We start from the raw sequence: 21,314 nt of genomic DNA, 5'->3' as shown, positions 1-21,314 counted from the left end.
AGCGTACCCACCAATTGGCATAGTTTCACATATTATAAAAATAATGTTAGAGGTCGTGTCGAAAAATATTTTTTTGGTACTTCTCCAACGGCTCAAACCGTTGGTATATCAATATTTATAGAGGGAGACGTTAAAAGGAATTCCGAATCGTTCTTTTTACATGTCAAAAGAAACGTTTGAAATATTTGAAACGGCTGAACTTCCTGAGCAGATTGATCATGTTCAAAAAGCAGTAGACCAGTATATACAGGAGAACGGTGAAGAACCAATTATCCCAGGAAACCCTTATCGGAAAATTAGCTATTTTTTAATAAGACATTATTTATCAATTGAACCAGAGATTGAGCTATACCTTGATAAACAGGATAAAATGGTGACTCACCGACGCCCGGAATAATACAGAAAGGAGCCTGGCATGAGTTTCCCAAAGGCAGGAAGCAGCATACAAGTTCACAGCTATAAACATAACGGAACACTACATCGAATTTGGGAAGAAACCATTGTATTAAAAGGAACGTCAAATGTTGTAATAGGTGGAAATGATCGTATTTTAGTCAAGGAAGCAGATGGAAGACATTGGCGGACACGAGAGCCAGCAATTTGTTATTTTGATTCTGAGAAATGGTTTAATACAATCGGTATGATCCGTTCCGATGGAATTTATTATTATTGTAATTTAGGAACACCTTTTACATGGGATGAAGAAGCCTTAAAGTATATCGATTATGACCTAGATATTAAAGTGTTTCCGGACATGACCTATGTAATATTAGATGAAGATGAGTATGAACAGCATCGCAAAATGATGAACTATCCGAAAGCGATTGACGATATTCTTCAAGCGAGTATGACTGAGTTAATTAGTTGGATTACACAGCGGAAAGGTCCTTTTGATCCGCAATTCGTTGAAATGTGGTACGAAAGATTTCTCCAACATCGTGATTAGAAAGAAATGTGTAGCTTCCGATTTGTATGAGGAGCTAGGCGTGGAAAATGAAAATAAAAAGTTAGACCTCGACATTTTATTTGAGTCGGGGTTTAATGCTTTAGTGTAGAGTTTTGAGTGTTGAATTATGAGTTTTGAGTTTTGAGTTGTGCGGGTAAAGCTTCGAAGCAAACAACAATATCTTTTAAAATAAAACAATTTAGTTAGTGTATTACTTCGAAGCGACGCTTTCAATAACTCAACACTCTTCACTCAAAACTCAACACTAACTCAAAACTCTAAGAAGGGGTGGCTGTTTCTGGGTAGTATTAAGCGTTACTTGCAATTTGTAAAACCTTATTCTAAGCAAATTATCGGAACGGTTTTTATCGGGATGTTAAAGTTCGGTATCCCTTTAGCAATGCCATTGATCATGAAGCATGTGATCGATAATATTATTGATGCAAACGAATTAACGAGAGATGAAAAAATTGCTCAGTTAGTTTGGTTAATGGGAATAGTTTTTTTAATTTTTATTGTCTTAAGACCACCGGTTGAATATTATCGCCAATACTTTGCGCAATGGACGGCTAGTAAAATTTTATATGACATACGTGATCAACTTTTTACACATATACAAAAATTAAGTCTCCGTTTTTACTCAAATCGAAAATCAGGTGAAATTATATCACGCGTGATTCATGATGTTGAACAAACGAAAAGCTTTATTATTACGGGGTTAATGAACGTTTGGCTAGATCTTTTTACGATCGTCTTAGCGATTATTATCATGTTTACGATGAACGTTAAGTTGACGTTCGTTGCGATTGCTTTATTGCCATTATATATATTTTCAATTAAGTATTTTTATAGTCGCTTGCGTTTCTTAACGAGAGTGAGGTCACAATCGTTAGCTGATGTGCAAAGTCACCTTCATGAGCGTTTGCAAGGAATGACCGTGATCCGAAGTTTCGCTTTAGAGGATTATGAGCAAAATCAATTTGATAAACGAAACTCAAACTTTTTAGGAAAAGCAATTGATCATACGAAATGGAACGCAAAAACGTATGCTGTAGTGAACACGATCACAGACATTGCACCACTCCTCGTTATCGGTTTTGCAGGCTATTTTGTCATTAATGATGAGTTAACTATTGGTGCGATGGTTGCCTTTGTTGCTTATATTGACCGACTATACAATCCGCTTAGAAGGCTCGTAAACTCATCAACGACGCTGACACAGGCGGTTGCGTCGATGGACCGTGTGTTTGAATTTATTGATGAAGAATATGATATTGTTGATCGTGAAAATGCGAAAGAGGTTAAAGAGACGAAAGGTGATATTCACTTTAATAATGTCACATTTGCTTATGAAGACGAAAATGAACCTGTGTTGAAAAATATTAATTTAAATATTCAAAGTGGAGAAACCATAGCTTTTGTGGGAATGAGTGGCGGAGGTAAAAGTACATTAGTCAGCCTAGTGCCACGATTTTACGATGTAACTGAAGGCGAAATTCTTCTTGATGGCCAGGATATTAGAAATTTTAGAGTTCGTTCTTTGCGAGATCAAATTGGGATGGTCCTTCAAGATAATATTATTTTTAGCGACTCTGTAAAATTTAATATTTTAATGGGGAACCCGGAAGCGACAGATGCAGAAGTAATTGCTGCGGCAAAAGCAGCTGATGCTCATGAATTTATTATGGAATTGCCAGAAGGATATAACACTGAAATTGGTGAACGTGGTGTGAAGCTATCAGGAGGGCAAAAGCAAAGGATTGGTATTGCGAGAGTCTTCTTGAAAAGTCCGAAAATATTAATTTTTGATGAGGCAACGTCATCTTTAGACACAGAAAGTGAACATTGGATTCAAGTTGCTCTTGAGCATTTAGCGGAAAACCGTACTACACTTATTGTGGCTCATCGTCTTTCTACAGTTACTCACGCTGATAGAATCGTCGTCTTAGAAAACGGACAAATCGCCGAAATAGGTACTCACGATGAGCTCATTCAAAAAAATGGTGCATACCGCAAACTGTTTGAAGTTCAAAAACACTGAGGATCATGGCGTCAATAACTGTGCTATGCTGAAAATCAAAAAAGTAACGTGAGAAAAACTTCACGTTACTTTTTTGATTTTGTTGATAAAATTTTCTATTGGTAGTCGTTGTATTAATATGAGACAGAGGTAAAACCAAGTAATCGAAATCGTTACTGCAGCAATAATATCGGAAGGGAAGTGAGCCCCAACGATAATACGACTTAGCGAAATGATAATAATCATTAAAGAAAAGATAACGATTGCTCCAATTTTCGTTGTGTTATTTTTAATAAAGTAATAGCTCATGTATATGAGAAAAGTAAACAGAAGTACACTTCTCATCGTGTGCCCACTTGGAAAGCTGTATGAAGCGATTTCTAAAGAGTAGCCGAAAACTTCGATTACACTCATTTCCCCAGGTCTTTCCCGTTGAAATAATATTTTAAGGAAGAAGTTTAAGGCTATGCCACCAAATGTAAGGGTAAATAAAAAAACGATTTGAGTATACAGTTTTTTGAAAAACAAAATAGCAGCAATAATAAATGTAAAGATTAAGATTATTTCTCCAGAACCTAATTTCGTGACGGCCTCCATTAAGCTAGCTACAAAAGGTGATACATCACCAGTTAGTGAAGAAATAATTGCTTGATCTATAGTAGTCAGCCTATTCTGTAACGATAAAACAGAGATTACGATGAATATTGCTAAGCTACCAAACATAATATACGTTTTATTTGAGAAAGTCATTCCATCCACTCTTTCTTATTTTTATGTAAGATAATATTATATCACCAATATATTGTTTGGAAAAGAAAATAATAGAGGGGCTGGCTCGTATATAAGGGTTTAAAAGAAGAAACGTCACGATGAACTGCTCAACGTACGTTTGAGAAGGGAAAGCAAGCAAAAAAGTCACGATGAAGGTGTCAACGTGACTTTTTGTCATTAAACTTTTTTGAGGATTAATCTTCTCGTTCTTTTATATCAACAGCATTCTCTTTTTTATGATACGTAAAGAAGCCATTTAATAATTTATCTAAATACTCGAGTTGGTCACCGTACTCAACAATTTGCGCAATGACTGGAAAGAGGTGAAGCCATTCTTCGGAATCGATATCTTTCTTTTTATAAAACTCCATAAATAAATCGGTTAATTCTTGTTTGCCAACACAAACTTCCTGCATGTTTTCCTCAGTAGCTTCCGTTTTCACTTTTCCCGCATACTTCAGTAAAATACGTTCATGGTAATTAGTTAAACAATCAAGCCGATCTCTAATTAACGTTTGCAGTTCTTCTGGCATATGGTGAAGCTCATTTTCACGTCGATTTAATGCCTTTAAAATAACTAACGCTTTGTTTGACGTGTTGAGCATTTGCCGGAACAAAACCACTTTCCTCGCTTTTGCATATTGGCGCTTTTTAAAATAATTTCGTTCTTCTTTGTAAAGAAGGAATAGGCTATTTATTTTCACCATCGCGTCCTTAAGTCTTGATAAATCTTTTTTTAACATTTTCTGCTGTGCATCGTGTCTCGTTAAAAGTCTAATCCATTTAATAATGTTTTCGGTGCTATCAGAAATTTTATGATAAAGCTGTGTTTCGTGCTTTGGTGGAATAAACAATAAATTGACGACAAATGCAGAGAAAACACCGATCATAATTAGTATAAAGCGAGTCGTAGCAAACGTAATAAAATCATCTGTCGGGCTTTCCATAATGATAATGACGGTAACGACTGCAAGCGGTATGATCGATTCCATTTTTAGCTGAAGATTAATCGCGATAACGAGTATAACGACTACCCCAACGACAAAAGGATGGTGTCCAAATGAAAGTACAAATATTACTGCTAAAATGGCACTAATGACATTCGCTTGAATTTGTTCAAAAATCGTTTGTACGCTTTTATGGATCGACGGTTGTATCGCAAAAGTTGCGGCTAGTGCTGCAAACATTGGTGGATACAAATTAAGTAACATAGCAACGTAAAGAGAGAGTGTAATGGCTAAGCCGGTTTTAAAAATCCGGGCTCCGAGCTTCATATCTTCATTAATTCCTTTCGTGATGAAATTCTAAAAAATTATATCCATTGAAACGTAATATACACGTATTTCAACAAACAATCAAGATGGAAAAATTACGTAATTTAAATGAATTCGTTTACATTTATTGAGGTCAGTAGCTTAAAGCGAAGAGAAGGAAATCACTTAACTTTTACATATTAGGTGTTGAGGATGTTTTTGTCATGAGTTTTGTATATGTTGTAGAAAGTGGACACGCAGTAGGGGTGCTATGTACAAAAATAAAAAAGGTGTTGTCCAAAAAGAAAGTGTCAGACACCGTTAGACACCAAATATAGACGGATAATAAATTTATTCGTCTATATTTAGTAAGTTCTACATGGTGTCAGACACTTAAGGAATAGTCCCTCTCTTGCCTAAATTAATATTATTCCGTTGAAACTGATGGATCTGCTTGTTGTTTCGTAGGAATCACTTGTAGAAAGTGTACTTCTGGTTCTGCAAGTAGCATGTCAATTACTTCAGCTTCTTGTAATTGTCCATGCGTTCTCAGCACTTCTTTATATTTTGCTAATAATTCGTTTAAGTCGTCGATGCCTTTGTTTGTTAAAGGTTCGATCGATACATTAGCTCCTTTTGCAATACGCTTTTGTAATGCTTCTTTCGTTAAGCCTACTTCAGGCTGGTGACGAAGGTAAACAACTCCACCTGTCATCCCTGCACAAATCCAAGGCCCTGGGTCACCTAATACGAGACCGCGACCATTTGTCATATATTCAAAGGCAAATCCTTTAATATTGGCATGTGTACCGATATTAGCGTAACTATCTGTACGCAGTGGTTTAGTGACACGGCCACCGATGATCATGTCAGCACCTGAAAGGCGAATTCCAGCTCGAGCATCGGCATTTCCTTGGATGATGAAAAGGCCGCTTTGGGCACCGTAACCGGCTCCTTTACCAACAGACCCGTTATAATATCTGCCGTTACGTCCTTCAGATTTTAAAATCGCAAAAGATCCACCGAAGGCGGTTTTACCAACACCGTCTTGCGCTCCACCTTCAACGTTAATCGCAACACCACTACTATTATAAGCTCCTAGACCGTTACCAGGGATAGATCCGTCTTTAAAGTGTAAAGATACTTCTGGAAGTTTTCGATAGGAACCATCTAGCTTACCACGAACACGATGACAAGAAACACGGCTTCCTAATACACGTTGCTCGGCAGTTACCCCTGTAAAAACACGGGATTGTGACAGTTCTTGAACATTCCCATCTAAATACTCTGCTCCAACGGCAATCGCTAATTTTTTCTCATCGGCTAAAACTGGAGTATCAAAGCTTGAAATTTCCGTAATCGAAATCGTCTCAAGCATACTAGATAAATCCATTAACTCTTTACCACGTACTTGTTCAAGTAAGTCTGAGCGACCGACAAGATCTTGAGTCCGTTTAGCACCAAGTGCAGCAGTAAGAGATTGTAATTCTTTTCCAAAAGCAGTAAAGAGGTTTGTTAAGCCACTAACTGCGTGATCAAATTGTCTCGGAACGAAACGACGTAAACCATGCTCTTTTGCTTGTGCTTCACTTTCAATTTGCGTAGCAATACCGACATGACACGTATCAAGGTGACAACCACGACACGTTGTACAGCCGACAGCAATCATCGCTAGTGTTCCAAAGCCAACCCTGTTAGCACCTAATAGGATCACTTTCATAACATCAAGTGAGCTACGTAAACCTCCGTCAGCCCAAAGCTCTACAGAATTTCTAAGACCTGCTTCAATGAGCGCATTATGTGCTGCTTTTACTCCAATTTCAATTGGTAGCCCGACATGTTGTAGTGCATGAACTCGAGCAGCTCCCGTACCACCGTCAAAGCCACTTAAAGTGATGTAATCAGCGCCAGCTTTGGCAACACCGACAGCGATCGTACCGATGTTAGGAACGATAGGTACTTTGACACACACTTTTGCTTGGTCATTTGCTGTTTTGATTTCCGTAACAATCTGTGCTAAATCTTCAATCGAATAAATGTCATGGTTGTTGGAAGGTGAAATTAAATCTGAGCCTGTCGTCGCATTACGAGCGGCTGCCACTTTAGCGGTTACTTTCGATCCTGGGAGATGACCACCTTCACCTGGCTTAGCCCCTTGACCAATTTTAATTTCGATTAAATTCGTTGAGTTTAAAAGCTCTACGTTAACCCCGAAACGTCCAGAGGCAATTTGCTGTCCTCTCGTATTTGGGTACTTACCGAGCATATCTTTAATTTCTCCGCCTTCACCGTTAAACGAGATCATATTTAAACGATCAGCCGCTTCTGCATAGGCACGAAAGGCAATTTCGTTTTGTGAACCGAATGACATCGAACTAATCATAAATGGAAGGCTATGATTCCCTACACTTGCATCAACATCTTCAGGTTTCAAGCCTTTATCTAATTTCTTAAGGTCCGTCAAATGCCTAATCGATATCGGAGAGTTTAGTTCTTGTTCTTCTAACTTATTTTTATAATCTTCATAAGTCGCAGCACCAGATGCTAAATCACCAATTGACTTCCAAATTCGTGGGAAAAAATGAAATAGCTTTCCGGGTTTCGCTTTTTCGTTGTTAAAGTCAGCAAAGCGAGCCAAACTATCTTCTTTCATCGTCGTGAAACCATGTTTTACATCTTCTGAGCCTAAAAAGTTAACGATGTTTAGTACGTCGGATACTTCTTTATTAAGTCCAATTGCAGAAAATAAGCGTCCGTAGCCACGTAATTCATGAATACCAATCGTTGAAATGACTTTCTCTAACCCCTTATTTAAAGCAGAGAAGAGTTTTAAGGCAGGTTCGTCACTTTGTTCAACAGCGGTTGCGAACATTAAATACGGATTAACGACATCCGCTCCTAAGCCGAAAATAACAGCAATATCGTGAAGAGAACGAATACTAGCTGAACGAACCGCAATAGAACAACCGCGTCTTAATTCCTTGATCGTTAAGCCTTGGTCAATCGCAGAAACTGCTAAATAAGGGTCTAACCACAACTGATCACCTTGATGTGCTTTTTCATCATCTAAAACGAGGAGGGAAGCACCGTTTTTAATAGCATTAGCCGCTTCAGCTACTAATCTATTTAATGCGCCATCAACCGTTTCGTCTGTAGAAAAAGTACAAGATAAATAATAGATTTGATCATTAGTCGTAAAATTCGTTAAAACTTGTTCGTAAGACGGATGATCGTTCTCTCTAGCCAATCGTTCGCCAGCAGTTCCTTCGACTAAAATTGGTGATGCTAATTCAACAACAGTGAACTCTCTATTTTCAAAAAGCGAAGGACGTTTGCCGACAATAACGCGCGTTGAAAAGTGCTCCATCTCACGATCACGGTCAATCGCTGGGTTTGTGACAACAGCAACACTTTCTTTAATGAAGTCAGGGATGTTTTTACGACCTTTATCCAGTGCTGCAAGTGGAGCATCATGCCCTAATGAACGAATCGGTTCGACCCCTTTTTCAGCCATTTGTTCAACGAGTTGAATGTGCTCTCTTTCCCAACCGAAGGCCGAATAATCATTATTTGTAGGTTTTCGTTTTATTTTTTGAATTGTATTTTCAACGTCTAGCTTTGTTGATAGTCGATTTCGGCTACCAGAAACATTTAAACGTTTATATATGCGCACAAAAACTTCTTCTTGCATTTCACCATGGAAGTATACTTTAATATCAGCGCCTTCGTATTTCAAACCAACTTTTTCACCAGGGGCAAGAGGTTTAGGTTCAGACACAAAATCATTCGATGAAATGATTCCTTGTTCTGATGCGAAATAAAAAGAGCTTTCGTTCTCCAACATCCAAAGTGGACGTAACCCTAATGAATCAAGGCAAAATGCTGCTTCATCTCCATACCTAGAGATAATACCTGCAGGGCCTTGCGCAAAATGACCCCATGCTTCACGGGTATACGTATATAAGTCTTGTAAATGCTTAGGTAATGCTTTAATTTCATTCACAATCGGTGGAAACATCACTTCTAACGCTTCAAAAAGTGAGTAGTCGTGCTTATTAATAAATGTGTCTAGTACTCTATTTAAATCTTGAGAATCACTCGCACCATCAACGAGTGGGACGCCGAGCATTGCTGCCTCGTCGCGAAGTTTGGCAATCGTATTAATTTCACCGTTATGCCCAAGCACACTAAATGGTTGGACTCGGAAGAAGTTGGACAAAGTATTCGTTGAATAGCGGTTATGCCCTAGAGTCATCGCTGAGGCAACTAGTGGACTCGCTAAATCTTCGTAAAACTTCGGTAAAATGTCACCTGCTCCCATCACTTTATATACTGCATGATATTGGCTGAGTGATGCAACGTGGACGTTAAGGTCTTTTTCGATTTCGATCGTTAATTCAAATAGTTTAGTAGATAAATTTTCGAATGTTTCTTTAGGAAGTAAAGCAACTTGCCAAAAACAAGGTTCTTCTTTACGCCCCATTGGACCTAAAGCTTCAGAGTTAGTCACTTGATCCGTTTCAAAGATCACCTCAAAACTTGAGCCTGTTATTAAAGATTGAATAGATTCTTTCGCTTTTTCGACGTTCGTCTGGTTATTGATAAAGAAATGACCAACAACGAAGTTTGGATCATCAACAACATCAACGTTACTACTTTTCGCTTTTAATTTCTCTTTCCAAAGAGTACGGGGAATGTCGATGTGGATGCCAACACCATCACCTTCTTCGTTAATAAACCCGGCACGATGGTTCATTTTCACTAATGCATTGATACAGTCATCAATATTTTTCTTCGTTGGAATTCGTTTCTTTTCAATAACTGAAACAACCCCACAGCTGTCATGCTCCTCATTTTTAAAACCAGTAAAATTTTCAGGACTCCATTTTCTTTTCATCATACTTTGGTCAGTTTACTGACCTTCACCTCCTAAGTAAAAATAAAGATAATAGGCTAGCTTAGTTAAATACGTTAAGAAGCCAAGGTCATATTTTGTGAAATAAGAGCTTGCTACCACTATTAGGTTAAATTTGACATTTTCTAATAAATCACAGCTGTCGGCTTTTAACTAATACCCATATTTTTAATAGTTCAAACTTGAAAAATGAAGGATAGACATTAAACAATACATTTTTGATATGAGTTTCATCGGTTTCAAGCTATAAATTAGATTAGAAATTGTCAGAATTGTAGAATTAGTATAGCATGCAGTTGCTCTGAAATCAATTATCTTTATTCATGTTGTTGGATAAGCTATTCAAAGGAGAGTGTGGGATGAAATGTATATATGTAAGAAAATATCCCATATTGTAAACGTTTTCAAGAGGTGCTAATGGAAAATCCTGAAGGATACTCATCCTTCAGGAAGTGGTGCGGATGTATAATTATTCACTTTTTAAGCTTTTAAATGCATTTTCAACCGCTTTTAATGTATAGGTAATATCTTCTTCTGTATGTTCGGTTGTTAGAAACCATGCCTCATATTTGGATGGTGCTAAATTAATTCCTTCATTTAACATAAGTTTAAAAAATTTAGCGAAAGTTTCTCCGTCACTTTTTTCGGCTAGTTCATAGTTAGTAATTTTTTCGGTACCAAAATAAACGGTTAAGGCTCCTTTTAGACGATTAATTGTCATCGGGATACTGTAAGTCTCGGCTAACTGTACTATGCCATCTTCAAGTTTTTCCCCTAGCTCGTCTAGTTTGTTGTAAACGCCTTGTTTTTGTAATACTTCAAGACAAGCAATCCCTGCACTAATGGAAGCGGGGTTTCCGGCCATCGTACCAGCTTGATAAGCGGGCCCTAGTGGTGCAACTTGTTCCATAATTTCTTGTTTGCCCCCGTATGCGCCGATCGGTAAGCCACCTCCGATAATCTTTCCTAACGCTGTGATATCAGGTTCAACGTTTAAAAGATTTTGAGCTCCGCCGTACATAAAGCGGAAAGCTGTAATGACTTCATCGTAAATGACGAGAGCCCCAGCTTGATGAGTGAGATCATTTACTTTCTCTAAAAATCCAGGCATTGGTTCGACAATGCCGAAGTTCCCGACAATCGGTTCAACGAGAACGGCAGCAATTTCATCGCCCCATTTTTCTAAAGCTTTGGCATAGGCATCGATATCATTAAATGGAACTGTAATCACTTCTTTGGCAATACTTTGCGGTACCCCAGCAGAATCTGGTGTTCCGAGAGTTGAAGGACCGCTTCCGGCAGCGACTAAAACCAAATCAGAATGACCGTGGTAACAACCAGCGAATTTTATAATTTTATCACGACCTGTATAGGCTCTTGCGACACGAATTGTTGTCATTACTGCTTCAGTTCCGGAATTAACAAAACGTACTTTTTCCATGGAAGGAATAGCCTCTTTTAACATTTTTGCAAATTTGATTTCTAAATTTGTTGGCGTTCCATATAAAACTCCATTTTCTGCAGCTTTCGTAATGGCATCCGTAATATGCGGGTGGGCATGCCCGGTAATGATTGGGCCGTATGCCGCTAAGTAATCAATATATTTATTACCATCAACGTCCCAGAAATGAGCCCCTTTCGCTTTTTCCATAAAAACAGGAGTGCCACCACCGACCCCTTTATACGATCTTGACGGACTGTTCACACCACCGACGATATGCTTTTTCGCCTCTAAATAAAGATCTTCTGACTTTTGAAATTCCATAATATCCCCCTTTTTAATGTACAATTCAAAATTAAAAATTTAAAATTGGTTGCTAGTGCAGATTTGCAGTAATTTATTTTTATGTAATTAGAGGTAGGCTTAGTTCCTTTAAAACTTTCTCTCCGAAGTGAAGCCTACAACAATTTTAAATTGTATTGTACATTGTAAATTATAAATTGCACATTGTGCTCCAAAGCGAAGCCTACAACAATTGTAAATTTTACATTGTAAATTGTAAATTAACTACGAAGCGATTCCCAAAAACAACTCAAAACTCAAAATTCAACACTCAAAACTCAAACCCTCACCGGATCTGGATTTCGCTTCGGTTCATAAACTCATAGATCAACTGTTTCTTCTCCTTGAGTTCGCTGTCAGGAATGATTTCGTACCATATTCCGTCGCGTAGGTCTCCGTAACCTTCGAACGAGAGAGCGGTAATGCTCTCGGATGTAAAGTCTGAATAGTGGTGACCGTATATAATTATTTTTTGAATAGATATCGTAGTGTCTATTGTGTTGATAAGCGATCGTAATAAAGTAAAGGATTCTCTGAAAGATCGTGTTTTTAATAATTCATCAGTAAGTTTACTAAGAACTTGGCGTTGACGCTCGGTTCTTTTGTAATCGCTATCGTGATTTCCATCTATGCTTTTTCTAAAGCGTACGAAATGAAGGGCCTCTTCTCCTGATAACATTTGTACCCCTTTTTCTAAAGTGAATTCATTGTGAACCATACGACGGTCGACGTCAATTTCAATACCTCCGATTAAATCAATCATATTTTCGAAATTAGCGTAGTCGATCGAAACGGTATCGTTTATCTCAATATTTAGCCAGTTTTCGACCGTTTCTTTTGTTAGCTCAGGACCTCCAAGTTGAAAAGCGGTATTTAACTTGTTGTTTCCGTAGTTCGGTATTTCAATATAAGTGTCACGCGGAATAGAAATAAGCATCAACTCTTTTGTGCTCGGTTGAACGAACGCTAACATAATTGAATCGGAGCGACCGTATTTTTCATCATTCGTGCGATCGACCCCGAATAGCATTAAAGTTAGCGGCTTAGGTGTTTTTCTAATCGCGAATGGGTTTATGTTTTGATTGGTAGTGATTTTTTCTTTATTAACTTTTGTTTTTTTTATTGTAGTTTCTTTTGGGTAGGTATCTTCATTAATTTTTTCTTCGCTAACTTCTTCATTTGAGATTACTTGTGGTTGAATGTTGTCTGCTTGATTTTCAAAAGAAAGATTAACCGTGTCACGAACAATGAAAAAAATCGACGAAAACCCTAAAATTAAAATAATAAAAATAATTACTTTCTTAATTGGAAACACCTCACAAAGGTTGAAATATCTCTTTCGTGATTAAAATTGTAAGTTTTTTAAGGGTGGACCATTCATAGATTTATTTTAGACATAACAGTGAGCGAATACACTTAGCTTTTCCCATATATTAGATAGTTACCCTGATTACTTGAAGGTTTGCGGTTGACGAGGTAAACTTAATTAGCTGAAGGCATAATGCTCTATTGCATAGTAGTGGCAACTGCCATTGCTCTCTAAAATTCAGGGGGAAGATGATGATGAATGTAATTGAAGTAAGTAATTTACGAAAAGATTTTATATCGTATTCTAGTAGGTCCGGCTTAAGCGGGGCTTTTAGAGATTTATTCACAAGAAATTATAAAGTTTTATCTGCGGTCGATGATATTTCGTTGAGTGTAAAACAAGGAGAAATGGTTGGTTACATCGGTGAAAATGGGGCTGGAAAATCAACAACCATTAAAATGCTCACAGGTATATTGACTCCGACATCTGGAACAGTACGAGTTAACGGAATGGACCCGCATAAGCAGCGTGAACAATTTGTTCAAACGATTGGTGTTGTATTTGGGCAACGTTCGCAACTTTGGTGGGATATCGCTGTTCAAGAATCATTTCGATTGCTCAAGAAAGTGTACCGCGTTTCTGATGCGGACTATAACGATCACATGGGATATGTTATAGAGACGTTGGAGATAGGTCCGCTTTTGGACAAGCCTGTTCGTAAACTATCGTTAGGGCAAAGGATGCGTTGTGAATTAGCGGCTGCGCTCATTCATAATCCTCCGCTTTTATTTTTAGATGAACCGACGATTGGACTAGATGTTCTAGTGAAATTAAAAATTCGCAAGTTTTTAAAAGAATTAAATGAGCAGTATAAAACGACGGTTTTGTTAACGACTCATGACTTAACGGATATTGAGGCACTATGTGAACGAGTGGTTCTTTTAGATGAAGGGAAAATTGTTTACGACGGGAAATTAGCTAGTTTACAAGAAAATTCTGTCGAAGGAAAACAAGTAGAGTTTCAGTTTTTAGCTAATGTGACTGAAGTTCAGTTGCCGCATCGACGTGAGGTCAGTTGGGAGAAGAAAGATGGACAAACGTGGATAGCGACAGTTGATGGCGATGAGCGTGCGGTTTCCCGATTAATTAGTGAAGTGGTTCAAAGAAATCCGATTAAAAATGTCCGTATCAATGAAATCTCCACTGAAGAAATTATTCGAAAGATTTATGAAGAAGGAATGGCGACTTCATGAGTAAGTATATTGAAATGATTCGCGTGCGGTTTTTAATGATGCTCGCTTATCGTACCAATTATTACAGTGGGATTCTTATTTATAGTATTAATATCGGAGCTTACTATTTTTTATGGACGGCGATTTATGGAGGGCAAGAAGAGATCCAAGGGCTTTCTGTGCTGCAAATGACGACGTATGTTGCTGTTGCTTGGATGGCGAGAGCTTTTTATTTTAATAATATTGATCGAGAAATCGCTAATGAAATTAAAGACGGGAAAGTTGCGATAGAAATGATACGCCCTTACAACTATTTAGGGATGAAAACGATGCAAGGTTTAGGGGAAGGGTTGTTTCGTTTGTTATTCTTTTCAGTGCCGGGGATGTTGATTGTTGCGCTGTTGTTCCCGATTAGTTTTTCGGCGAATGTGACGACTTGGGGTTTATTTTTTGTATCGCTCATGTTTAGTTTTATCGTTAATACACAAATCAATTTACTTACGGGAATTATGACGTTCTTTTTATTTAATAATTCAGGATTGATTCGTGCAAAACGAGTCGTTATTGATCTTTTTTCAGGATTATTATTGCCGATTTCCTTTTATCCGTTATGGGCACAGTCGGTAATGACGTACTTGCCCTTTCAGGCGATTAGCTACATTCCGAGTATGATTTTTACCGAAGGTTTCGTCGGAAGTGAGATTTATACCGCGATTGCCTTACAAGCATTTTGGGCGCTCGTTTTAATTATCCCAATTCAAGTATTATGGCTTTTAGCTAAAAAACAGTTAATTGTGCAAGGGGGCTAAAGGGAGATGTTTTACGTATCAATTTTCTTTCAATATGCCTCGCAATATTTAAAAACGAGGCTAACGTATCGTGTTGACACGATCGTTGAAATTTTTTCGGATTTATTATTTCAAGCGGTCAACCTCATTTTTATTTTAGTCGTTTTCGGACATACGTCGCTTTTAAGTGGTTGGAATCGTGAAGAAATTATTTTTATATATGGTTTCTTTTTAGTGCCTTATGCGATATTTTCGTCGTTCTTTAATATTTGGGATTTTAATGACCGTTACATTGTTAAAGGAGAAATGGATCGGGTACTGACGCGACCGATTCATAGCCTTTTTCAAATTATTATGGAAAGAATGGAACTAGAATCGCTGTTCGGTGTGATTACAGGAATTGTGATTATGTATTATGCGGGCTCTACGCTTGGGTTAACATTTGCGTGGTATGACACCTTTATTTTTGTGGCGATGGTGCTAGGTGGTGCATTTATTTATGCTGGCATTTTTATTTCGCTTGCTAGTATCGGGTTTTGGTCTGATAGTAGGACGGACATTATGCCGATGATGTATAACATCGGTAATTACGGTCGTTATCCGGTTGATATTTATCATCGAGTCATTCGTTTCGTTTTAACGTGGATTTTACCGTTTGCTTTTGTGGGTGTTTATCCGGCGGCATATTTTTTAAAACGTGAAGAATGGTATTTTTACGCTTTTTTAACACCGGTGATGGGAATTGTCTTTTTATCGCTGGCTATCTTTTTGTGGAATTCAGGGGTTAAGAAATACCGCGGTGCTGGTAACTAGTGGTAGGAGCGAAGAGGAGACAAAGCATTACTGGCCCTCCGACGCTAGTCGAAGCTTATCAAGGCGCTTGTGCTTTTCTATTGCCTAGCTCCAGCGCCTACGAGCTCGGGACACTTCAGACAGGCAACTACCTTGAGTTACTTCTTCGTAGCTTTGCGACGAGTAACCGCAGGAGCACGATTCGGAAGCCAGAGAAAGCGGCCTTCTGTCAAAGTTCTTCCAGTGCCTGTCGCTCGTGACCAAGGCGCTTTTCTTTATTACCTGTCCTAAACAAAACCACCTTCTCATATAGTAAATGAGAGGTGGTTTTATTATGGGGAAAATCATTTTGTTTCTAGTGATGTTGGTCGCGGTAATCGGAATAATGATGAGTGTGTTGTTACTCTTAAAAAATAAGCCGATTTTCCAAGGGAAACGAATTAGTATTCGTAATTTCATAATATTATTAATGGTTTATATTACCGTTGCGGTAGGGTTCGGTTGCTTGTATATTGCCCTCGAGTTAATGGGGGTATCGGTGTTGACGGAAGGGGAAGCGCGTGTTGGTGGCTCGTTTTTACACCTTTTAGAGGATTCAATGTATTTTAGTGCGGTGACTATTTTATCAGTTGGTTACGGTGATATTACCCCTTTAGGGATCGGTCGGTGGATCGCGATGCTTGAAGCGTTTTTTGGGTATTTATTACCGGCAGCTTTCGTCGTCTCGACAGTAATTCATTATAAAGAAACGGTGAAAGCAAATTAGTTGTACGATTGGTGAAGTTTGGTTACCCTTATTAATGTAAAGTGAAATTACGAATAAGTTGCTACGAAGCATTTATAGTAGTGACTCAAAATAGGAGGACTGAACATGACGATAGAGATTGGTCAAATGGCACCAGACTTTACTTGTGAAGCAAGTAATGGAGAAAAGGTAAAGCTCTCTGATTTTCGTGGGAAAAATGTCGTGCTTTATTTTTATCCGAAAGATATGACGCCGGGGTGTACAACACAAGCTTGTGACTTTAGAGATTTACATAAAAATTTTGAAGAGGTAAATGCCGTTATACTAGGAGTGAGTCCAGATCCGCTCGCTAGACATGACAAGTTCATTGAAAAACACGGTCTGCCATTTCTGCTTCTTTCCGATGAGGACCACTCAGTGGCTGAAGCTTATGAAGTTTGGAAGTTAAAGAAAAATTTCGGGAAAGAATATATGGGGATTGAGCGTTCGACTTTTATCATTGATAAAGAAGGAAAACTTGCGAAAGAATGGCGCAAAGTAAGAGTGAAAGAACACGTAGCAGAAGCGCTTGAGTATATAAAAGAGAATTTATAACTCTAAGTAGTGCGTTAAGTCGTTTGCAACTACATATAGTATGTAATGCACACAAATAAAGGGGGGTAGGAATATAATTTGGTAAGTGCGAGACGTTTGTCTATACGCTTTTTATCCAGGTGAATATATATAGAATTAGGCATAGTTTTTACCCTCTGTCATTTTGCTGACTCAAACAGAGTATTGTTCAAATTAAGTTTGAATGATACTGATGAGTCAGCCTTTTTTTTGGTTGGTTAGTTAGTTGGACATGAGGACGTTGATTTTTACATACTAAATGGTGGCGCTGCTTCTTCATGCGTGTTTTATATGAAAAAAGAATGCTCGGTCGATTTTCTTGAGTGAGCCTCTAAAGGTCGATAGAGATTTACAGCGAAGCGAAAGAAAGTCGACCGACATTTTTCCATATTAAATGTTGACGATAAATCATCAACAGCATTTTGTATGTTAAAATAAAACGAAAATGAATTATTCGTATAATGGAGGGTTTGATTTATGAAAATCGTATCGTCAGCGAGGTTGAAAACATCGATTAAGAATAAATTAACGAAAAACTATCCAGACTTAAATTTTTATTTTTTTAAAGATATGGAAGAGGCGTCGGAGGATGTATATGATGCTGATGTTTTAATTACATATGGTGAAGACGTCACTAATGAAATGATAATAAAGAGTAAAAATTTAAAGTGGGTCATGGTTATTTCTGCTGGTTTGGACCAAATGCCTTTACAAGCAATCAAAGAAAAAGGGATTCTTGTCACGAATGCAAGGGGAATTCATAAAATTCCAATGGCTGAATATACGCTGGCGATGATGCTGCAAGTGTCACGACAAGCGAAGCAATTAATGAAAAACGAACAAGAGCGTATTTGGGATCGTCGTGTTCCGATGCTGGAGTTAAATGATAAAACCGTCGGTATTTTAGGTACTGGAGCGATTGGTTCCGAAATTGCAAAGTATTGTCGTTTTTTTAATATGAATACGATTGGGTTTAATCGCAGTGGTAGACGTGTAGATGAGTTTGATCAAATTGTTACGCTCGAAAATATTAATGAGTTACTTCATAATAGTGACTTTATCGTCTCGGTTTTACCGAGTACACCTGACACTGATGGTATGATTAATGAAAAATTAATTAATGAGATGAAAGAAGGGGTTGTGCTCATTAACATCGGTCGAGGAAAAAATATCGTGGAAGCAGATTTAATTGCGGCCTTAGACGGTGGGAATCTTGCGCATGCAGTGTTGGATGTCTTTACCGAAGAGCCTTTACCTGAAAAAAGTCCGTTTTGGGGCATGGATAATGTAACGGTGACACCGCATTTGTCGGGAATATCACCTCACTATCAACCGCGAGCATTCGCTATTTTCGAGAAAAATTTAAACACCTTTTTAAAAGGTGGTAAAGATTTTATTAACAAAGTTGATGTAAATAGAGGATATTAGAATGAGAAAATTGAATTAGATATTAAGTACTGTAATTGTGTCGAAAAAGATACAAACGTTGACAGTATTAGTCAGTATATAATATACTAATTATAAATATTATAAAGTAAGAATATTTATTTGAGAAGAGGTGTTGAAAAATGGGACAGCATCGTCTGCAAGAAGCACTGGACTCTTTAAAAAGCACGAAGGTTCGTATGACACCTCAACGTCATGCTATACTAGAATATTTATTTAGTTCGTTCTCGCACCCGACGGCTGATGAAATTTATAAAGCGTTGGAAGGTAAGTTCCCTAATATGAGTGTTGCTACTGTATACAATAACTTACGTGTCTTTAAAGATGTTGGGTTAGTAAAAGAATTAACATATGGCGATTCTTCAAGTAGGTTCGATAGTGTTACCTCCGATCATTATCACGTTATTTGTGAAAATTGTGAAAAGATCGTTGACTTTCATTATCCGGGACTTGATGAGGTTGAAACGCTGGCGGAGCATGTAACAGGCTTTAAAGTGAAGAGCCATCGTATGGAGATTTACGGCACTTGCCCAGAATGTTCCAAAAAAGAACAACATTAAGCTGACTTTTAGAACGTGTAAATGTCGGCTTCTTTTTTTTCTATAAATTAAAGAGGCTGAGACAAAACGAAGTGTCAGACACCGCTAGACACCGAATATAGACATATGATAAATCTGTACGTCTATATTTAGTAAGTTCCGCGTGGTGTCAGACAGTTTTGTCCCAGCCTCTTTGACTGGGTTTATAGCTCTCTATTATATTTCAAATCAAATTCTTTTCCTTCTAACTGCTTATCAAGAGTTAACGGCTCGTTACAATACATGCATGCATCTACTCTGCCGAGCATTTTTGTTTTTTTACCGCAGCTTGGACAAACGACTTGGACCGTTTTGGTTGATATCATCCCTACCCAGAAATAAACGACGGTACTTAAAATGATGCATAGAAAACCGATGATCATTAGTAAAGTCATGAAAAGTGGCGACGCTTGTAGGAAGAGTCCGCCATACATAATGAAAATACCGATAAATACGAGTGCTAGCGCTATAGTTCGAAGTTTATTAATTTTACTACTATATTTGAATGACAATGAAAAAACCTCCGATAATTGTATTCTACTTTTGATAATGTACTTATATTAGAAAGTTTGTTTAATAAAGTATAGCATAAACGTTTAAATAACTGTAAATGAAAAGAGATCGATTTGTCTCTAAAAATATAACCAACTATTTTATGTTTTACACTATTTTAATAATATAAAAGGAATTTCAATTTTAATGTCGAACATTTAGTTTAAGTGAGAAAGGGAGGGGTATAATTTGGATCGTTTACTTAGTTATATAAATGAAGGAAAAGAGTATGGTGAAAATACTCATGGGATTTTAATGGTGAGTAAAGATGTCGATGATGTAACAAAAAAGTGTAACGAATTCGATTCGGTCATACTAATAATTTCAAAAGGGGTAGCTCCTTTTACGGTTAGACATTTTAATGTAAGTAACGAAACTGTAGAGGTGCATGAGATTAACCAAGATGAAATAAAGAAGACCCTTATCACTGGAAACAACCGCCGCCTCGTAGATTGGTTATTAAATGGGCGGGTTATTTTTGAGAAAAACGAATATATCACTCGTTTGCAAAGAAGTATCGCTGAGTTTCCTATTGAAGATAGGAAATATAAAATGACAATAGAGTTTTCAAAGTTGATTAGACGTTATGTAGATGGGAATAAATTGTTTGTACAAGGTCATTTTTTAGATGCTTTTAATTCCATTTTACATTCACTCCACCATTTAGCGAGGTTGTCAGTAATTGAACATGGGTATTATCCAGAGGTGACGGTTTGGGATCAAGTAAAACAAACTGAACCAGAAATTTATAAGTTATATCATGAGCTTGTTGTCGGTGAAGAATCGTTAGAAAAAAGATTGGAATTACTTTTGATTGCAAATAACTTTGCGTTAACATCGAAGACAAAAATCGGCGCCAGTCATTTATTAGAATTAATGAAGGATGCTGGTGAAGCGTTGTCTATAGAAAAATTAAGTAAGCATAACGAGGTAAGTGAGTATGCGACTGATTTAGTAGTACTTGTTGATTATTTAGTGCAAAAAGGTTTTGTTGATATAGTAAAGAAACAAGTGGATAACGAAAGTGTGTTTGAACGTTTATATATAGTGAAATGATATTGATAGATGTGGTGTAAAATTAAGGAATTTGCTTACGGTGTAAAATGAAATATAGCTTTTTAAAAAAAGAGGTTGATTTTATTTTTGGACATGATATAATAAATTTTGTCGCTAAAAAACAACTGTTTAATTTAAAGTAATGCTTTTTGAAAAAAATCATTAAGTTGTTGACTTAGTTAGATGGAAATGTTATATTAATAAAGTCGCTGAAACAAGCGGATGAAAAACATTTCAAAAAAAGTTGTTGACACAAGGTTGTTATTATGATATAATTAAATCCTTGTTGTAAAAAACAACAACATTGATTGTCCTTTGAAAACTGAACACACAGCCAAGCGGATTAAGAAAGGTGGAAGACAGCACTTGATAGTGAGGTCTGAAACTTTAAAAGAGATATAAAAATCTCGTCAATGTTTTATTTTGAGCTTTATCAAACACTTTTATGGAGAGTTTGATCCTGGCTCAGGACGAACGCTGGCGGCGTGCCTAATACATGCAAGTCGAGCGGAGTTT

The 21,314-nt window shown here is 37.4% G+C and carries 18 protein-coding genes and 1 rRNA gene; 13 read left to right on the top strand and 6 right to left on the bottom strand.

The window, feature by feature from the left end:
* The 4 genes from BKP35_RS19830 to BKP35_RS06995 all read left to right on the top strand — a co-directional run.
* The coding region (locus tag BKP35_RS19830) for a hypothetical protein (RefSeq protein ID WP_211274603.1) at window positions 1–180 on the top strand (180 nt) is incomplete at its 5' end.
* Window positions 161–397, top strand: a complete 237-nt coding sequence (locus BKP35_RS07005) for a DUF3939 domain-containing protein (RefSeq protein WP_071312662.1) — start codon at window positions 161–163, stop codon at window positions 395–397. The genes BKP35_RS19830 and BKP35_RS07005, both read left to right, overlap by 20 nt.
* Before the next feature lie 18 nt (window positions 398–415).
* The gene (gene ntdP / locus BKP35_RS07000; protein ID WP_071312661.1) at window positions 416–946 is read left to right on the top strand and encodes a nucleoside tri-diphosphate phosphatase; all 531 of its coding nucleotides are present in this window, start codon (window positions 416–418) and stop codon (window positions 944–946) included.
* Window positions 947–1,244: 298 nt separating this feature from the next.
* On the top strand, window positions 1,245–2,987 hold the full coding sequence (locus BKP35_RS06995) for an ABC transporter ATP-binding protein (RefSeq protein ID WP_071312660.1): 1,743 nt from the start codon (window positions 1,245–1,247) through the stop codon (window positions 2,985–2,987).
* A gap of 60 nt (window positions 2,988–3,047) precedes the next feature.
* On the opposite strand, the gene BKP35_RS06990 is transcribed toward BKP35_RS06995, so the two are convergent.
* The 5 genes from BKP35_RS06990 to BKP35_RS06970 all read right to left on the bottom strand — a co-directional run bounded on the left by BKP35_RS06990 (window position 3,048) and on the right by BKP35_RS06970 (window position 13,003).
* Window positions 3,048–3,716 carry a phosphatase PAP2 family protein gene (locus BKP35_RS06990; protein WP_071312659.1) on the bottom strand — a complete coding sequence of 223 codons (669 nt, stop codon included), beginning with the start codon at window positions 3,714–3,716 and terminating at the stop codon, window positions 3,048–3,050.
* A gap of 215 nt (window positions 3,717–3,931) precedes the next feature.
* Complete coding sequence (locus BKP35_RS06985; protein WP_071312658.1) at window positions 3,932–5,011, bottom strand: FUSC family protein; 1,080 nt, start codon at window positions 5,009–5,011, stop codon at window positions 3,932–3,934.
* Window positions 5,012–5,417: 406 nt separating this feature from the next.
* Entirely contained in the window at window positions 5,418–9,887 is a 4,470-nt protein-coding gene (locus tag BKP35_RS06980; RefSeq protein ID WP_071312664.1) for a glutamate synthase-related protein, read from the bottom strand.
* A 487-nt stretch (window positions 9,888–10,374) separates the two neighbouring features.
* Window positions 10,375–11,670 (bottom strand): glutamate-1-semialdehyde 2,1-aminomutase, encoded by a 1,296-nt coding sequence (locus BKP35_RS06975; RefSeq protein WP_071312657.1) that lies wholly within the window; start codon window positions 11,668–11,670, stop codon window positions 10,375–10,377.
* 304 nt (window positions 11,671–11,974) lie between these two features.
* A complete protein-coding gene (locus tag BKP35_RS06970; protein WP_071312656.1) occupies window positions 11,975–13,003 on the bottom strand; it encodes an LCP family protein in 1,029 nt (342 codons plus the stop codon).
* A gap of 248 nt (window positions 13,004–13,251) precedes the next feature.
* Here BKP35_RS06970 and BKP35_RS06965 point away from each other — a divergent pair, with 248 nt between their 5' ends.
* From BKP35_RS06965 to perR, 7 genes are all read left to right on the top strand, one after another.
* Window positions 13,252–14,250 carry an ABC transporter ATP-binding protein gene (locus BKP35_RS06965; protein ID WP_071312663.1) on the top strand — a complete coding sequence of 333 codons (999 nt, stop codon included), beginning with the start codon at window positions 13,252–13,254 and terminating at the stop codon, window positions 14,248–14,250.
* Window positions 14,247–15,038, top strand: coding sequence for an ABC transporter permease (locus BKP35_RS06960; RefSeq protein WP_071312655.1), 792 nt, complete (start codon window positions 14,247–14,249; stop codon window positions 15,036–15,038). Before BKP35_RS06965 ends, BKP35_RS06960 begins: the two co-directional genes overlap by 4 nt.
* A gap of 6 nt (window positions 15,039–15,044) precedes the next feature.
* Entirely contained in the window at window positions 15,045–15,830 is a 786-nt protein-coding gene (locus BKP35_RS06955; RefSeq protein WP_071312654.1) for an ABC transporter permease, read from the top strand.
* Window positions 15,831–16,143: 313 nt separating this feature from the next.
* The gene (locus tag BKP35_RS06950; RefSeq protein ID WP_071312653.1) at window positions 16,144–16,575 is read left to right on the top strand and encodes a potassium channel family protein; all 432 of its coding nucleotides are present in this window, start codon (window positions 16,144–16,146) and stop codon (window positions 16,573–16,575) included.
* Between the two features lie 105 nt (window positions 16,576–16,680).
* Window positions 16,681–17,148, top strand: coding sequence for a thioredoxin-dependent thiol peroxidase (gene bcp, locus BKP35_RS06945; RefSeq protein ID WP_071312652.1), 468 nt, complete (start codon window positions 16,681–16,683; stop codon window positions 17,146–17,148).
* Between the two features lie 495 nt (window positions 17,149–17,643).
* Window positions 17,644–18,594 carry a D-2-hydroxyacid dehydrogenase gene (locus BKP35_RS06940; protein WP_071312651.1) on the top strand — a complete coding sequence of 317 codons (951 nt, stop codon included), beginning with the start codon at window positions 17,644–17,646 and terminating at the stop codon, window positions 18,592–18,594.
* A gap of 140 nt (window positions 18,595–18,734) precedes the next feature.
* Entirely contained in the window at window positions 18,735–19,172 is a 438-nt protein-coding gene (gene perR / locus BKP35_RS06935) for a peroxide-responsive transcriptional repressor PerR (RefSeq protein ID WP_071312650.1), read from the top strand.
* A 182-nt stretch (window positions 19,173–19,354) separates the two neighbouring features.
* Here perR and BKP35_RS06930 read toward each other — a convergent pair whose 3' ends face one another.
* Complete coding sequence (locus tag BKP35_RS06930; protein ID WP_071312649.1) at window positions 19,355–19,702, bottom strand: YgzB family protein; 348 nt, start codon at window positions 19,700–19,702, stop codon at window positions 19,355–19,357.
* 229 nt (window positions 19,703–19,931) lie between these two features.
* Between BKP35_RS06930 and BKP35_RS06925 the strand changes: the two genes are divergently transcribed.
* Both BKP35_RS06925 and BKP35_RS06920 read left to right on the top strand, forming a co-directional pair.
* Complete coding sequence (locus tag BKP35_RS06925) at window positions 19,932–20,798, top strand: nucleotidyltransferase-like protein (protein ID WP_071312648.1); 867 nt, start codon at window positions 19,932–19,934, stop codon at window positions 20,796–20,798.
* 442 nt (window positions 20,799–21,240) lie between these two features.
* A 16S ribosomal RNA gene (locus BKP35_RS06920) occupies window positions 21,241–21,314 on the top strand; the annotation flags it as partial.

The sequence above is a fragment of the Anaerobacillus arseniciselenatis genome (genome assembly GCF_001865995.1).
GTDB classification, from domain to species: Bacteria; Bacillota; Bacilli; order Bacillales; family Anaerobacillaceae; genus Anaerobacillus; species Anaerobacillus arseniciselenatis.
Note: the sequence above shows the minus strand (reverse complement) of the source record. Positions and strands in the feature narration are given on the sequence as shown.

Coding starts and splice junctions, on each gene's coding strand:
- BKP35_RS07005 (WP_071312662.1), top strand. CDS start 161: ATGTCAAAAGAAACGTTTGAAATATTTGAAACGGCTGAACTTCCTGAG.
- ntdP (WP_071312661.1), top strand. CDS start 416: ATGAGTTTCCCAAAGGCAGGAAGCAGCATACAAGTTCACAGCTATAAA.
- BKP35_RS06990 (WP_071312659.1), bottom strand. CDS start 3,716: ATGACTTTCTCAAATAAAACGTATATTATGTTTGGTAGCTTAGCAATA.
- BKP35_RS06985 (WP_071312658.1), bottom strand. CDS start 5,011: ATGAAGCTCGGAGCCCGGATTTTTAAAACCGGCTTAGCCATTACACTC.
- BKP35_RS06980 (WP_071312664.1), bottom strand. CDS start 9,887: ATGAAAAGAAAATGGAGTCCTGAAAATTTTACTGGTTTTAAAAATGAG.
- BKP35_RS06975 (WP_071312657.1), bottom strand. CDS start 11,670: ATGGAATTTCAAAAGTCAGAAGATCTTTATTTAGAGGCGAAAAAGCAT.
- BKP35_RS06965 (WP_071312663.1), top strand. CDS start 13,252: ATGAATGTAATTGAAGTAAGTAATTTACGAAAAGATTTTATATCGTAT.
- BKP35_RS06960 (WP_071312655.1), top strand. CDS start 14,247: ATGAGTAAGTATATTGAAATGATTCGCGTGCGGTTTTTAATGATGCTC.
- BKP35_RS06955 (WP_071312654.1), top strand. CDS start 15,045: ATGTTTTACGTATCAATTTTCTTTCAATATGCCTCGCAATATTTAAAA.
- BKP35_RS06950 (WP_071312653.1), top strand. CDS start 16,144: ATGGGGAAAATCATTTTGTTTCTAGTGATGTTGGTCGCGGTAATCGGA.
- bcp (WP_071312652.1), top strand. CDS start 16,681: ATGACGATAGAGATTGGTCAAATGGCACCAGACTTTACTTGTGAAGCA.
- BKP35_RS06940 (WP_071312651.1), top strand. CDS start 17,644: ATGAAAATCGTATCGTCAGCGAGGTTGAAAACATCGATTAAGAATAAA.
- perR (WP_071312650.1), top strand. CDS start 18,735: ATGGGACAGCATCGTCTGCAAGAAGCACTGGACTCTTTAAAAAGCACG.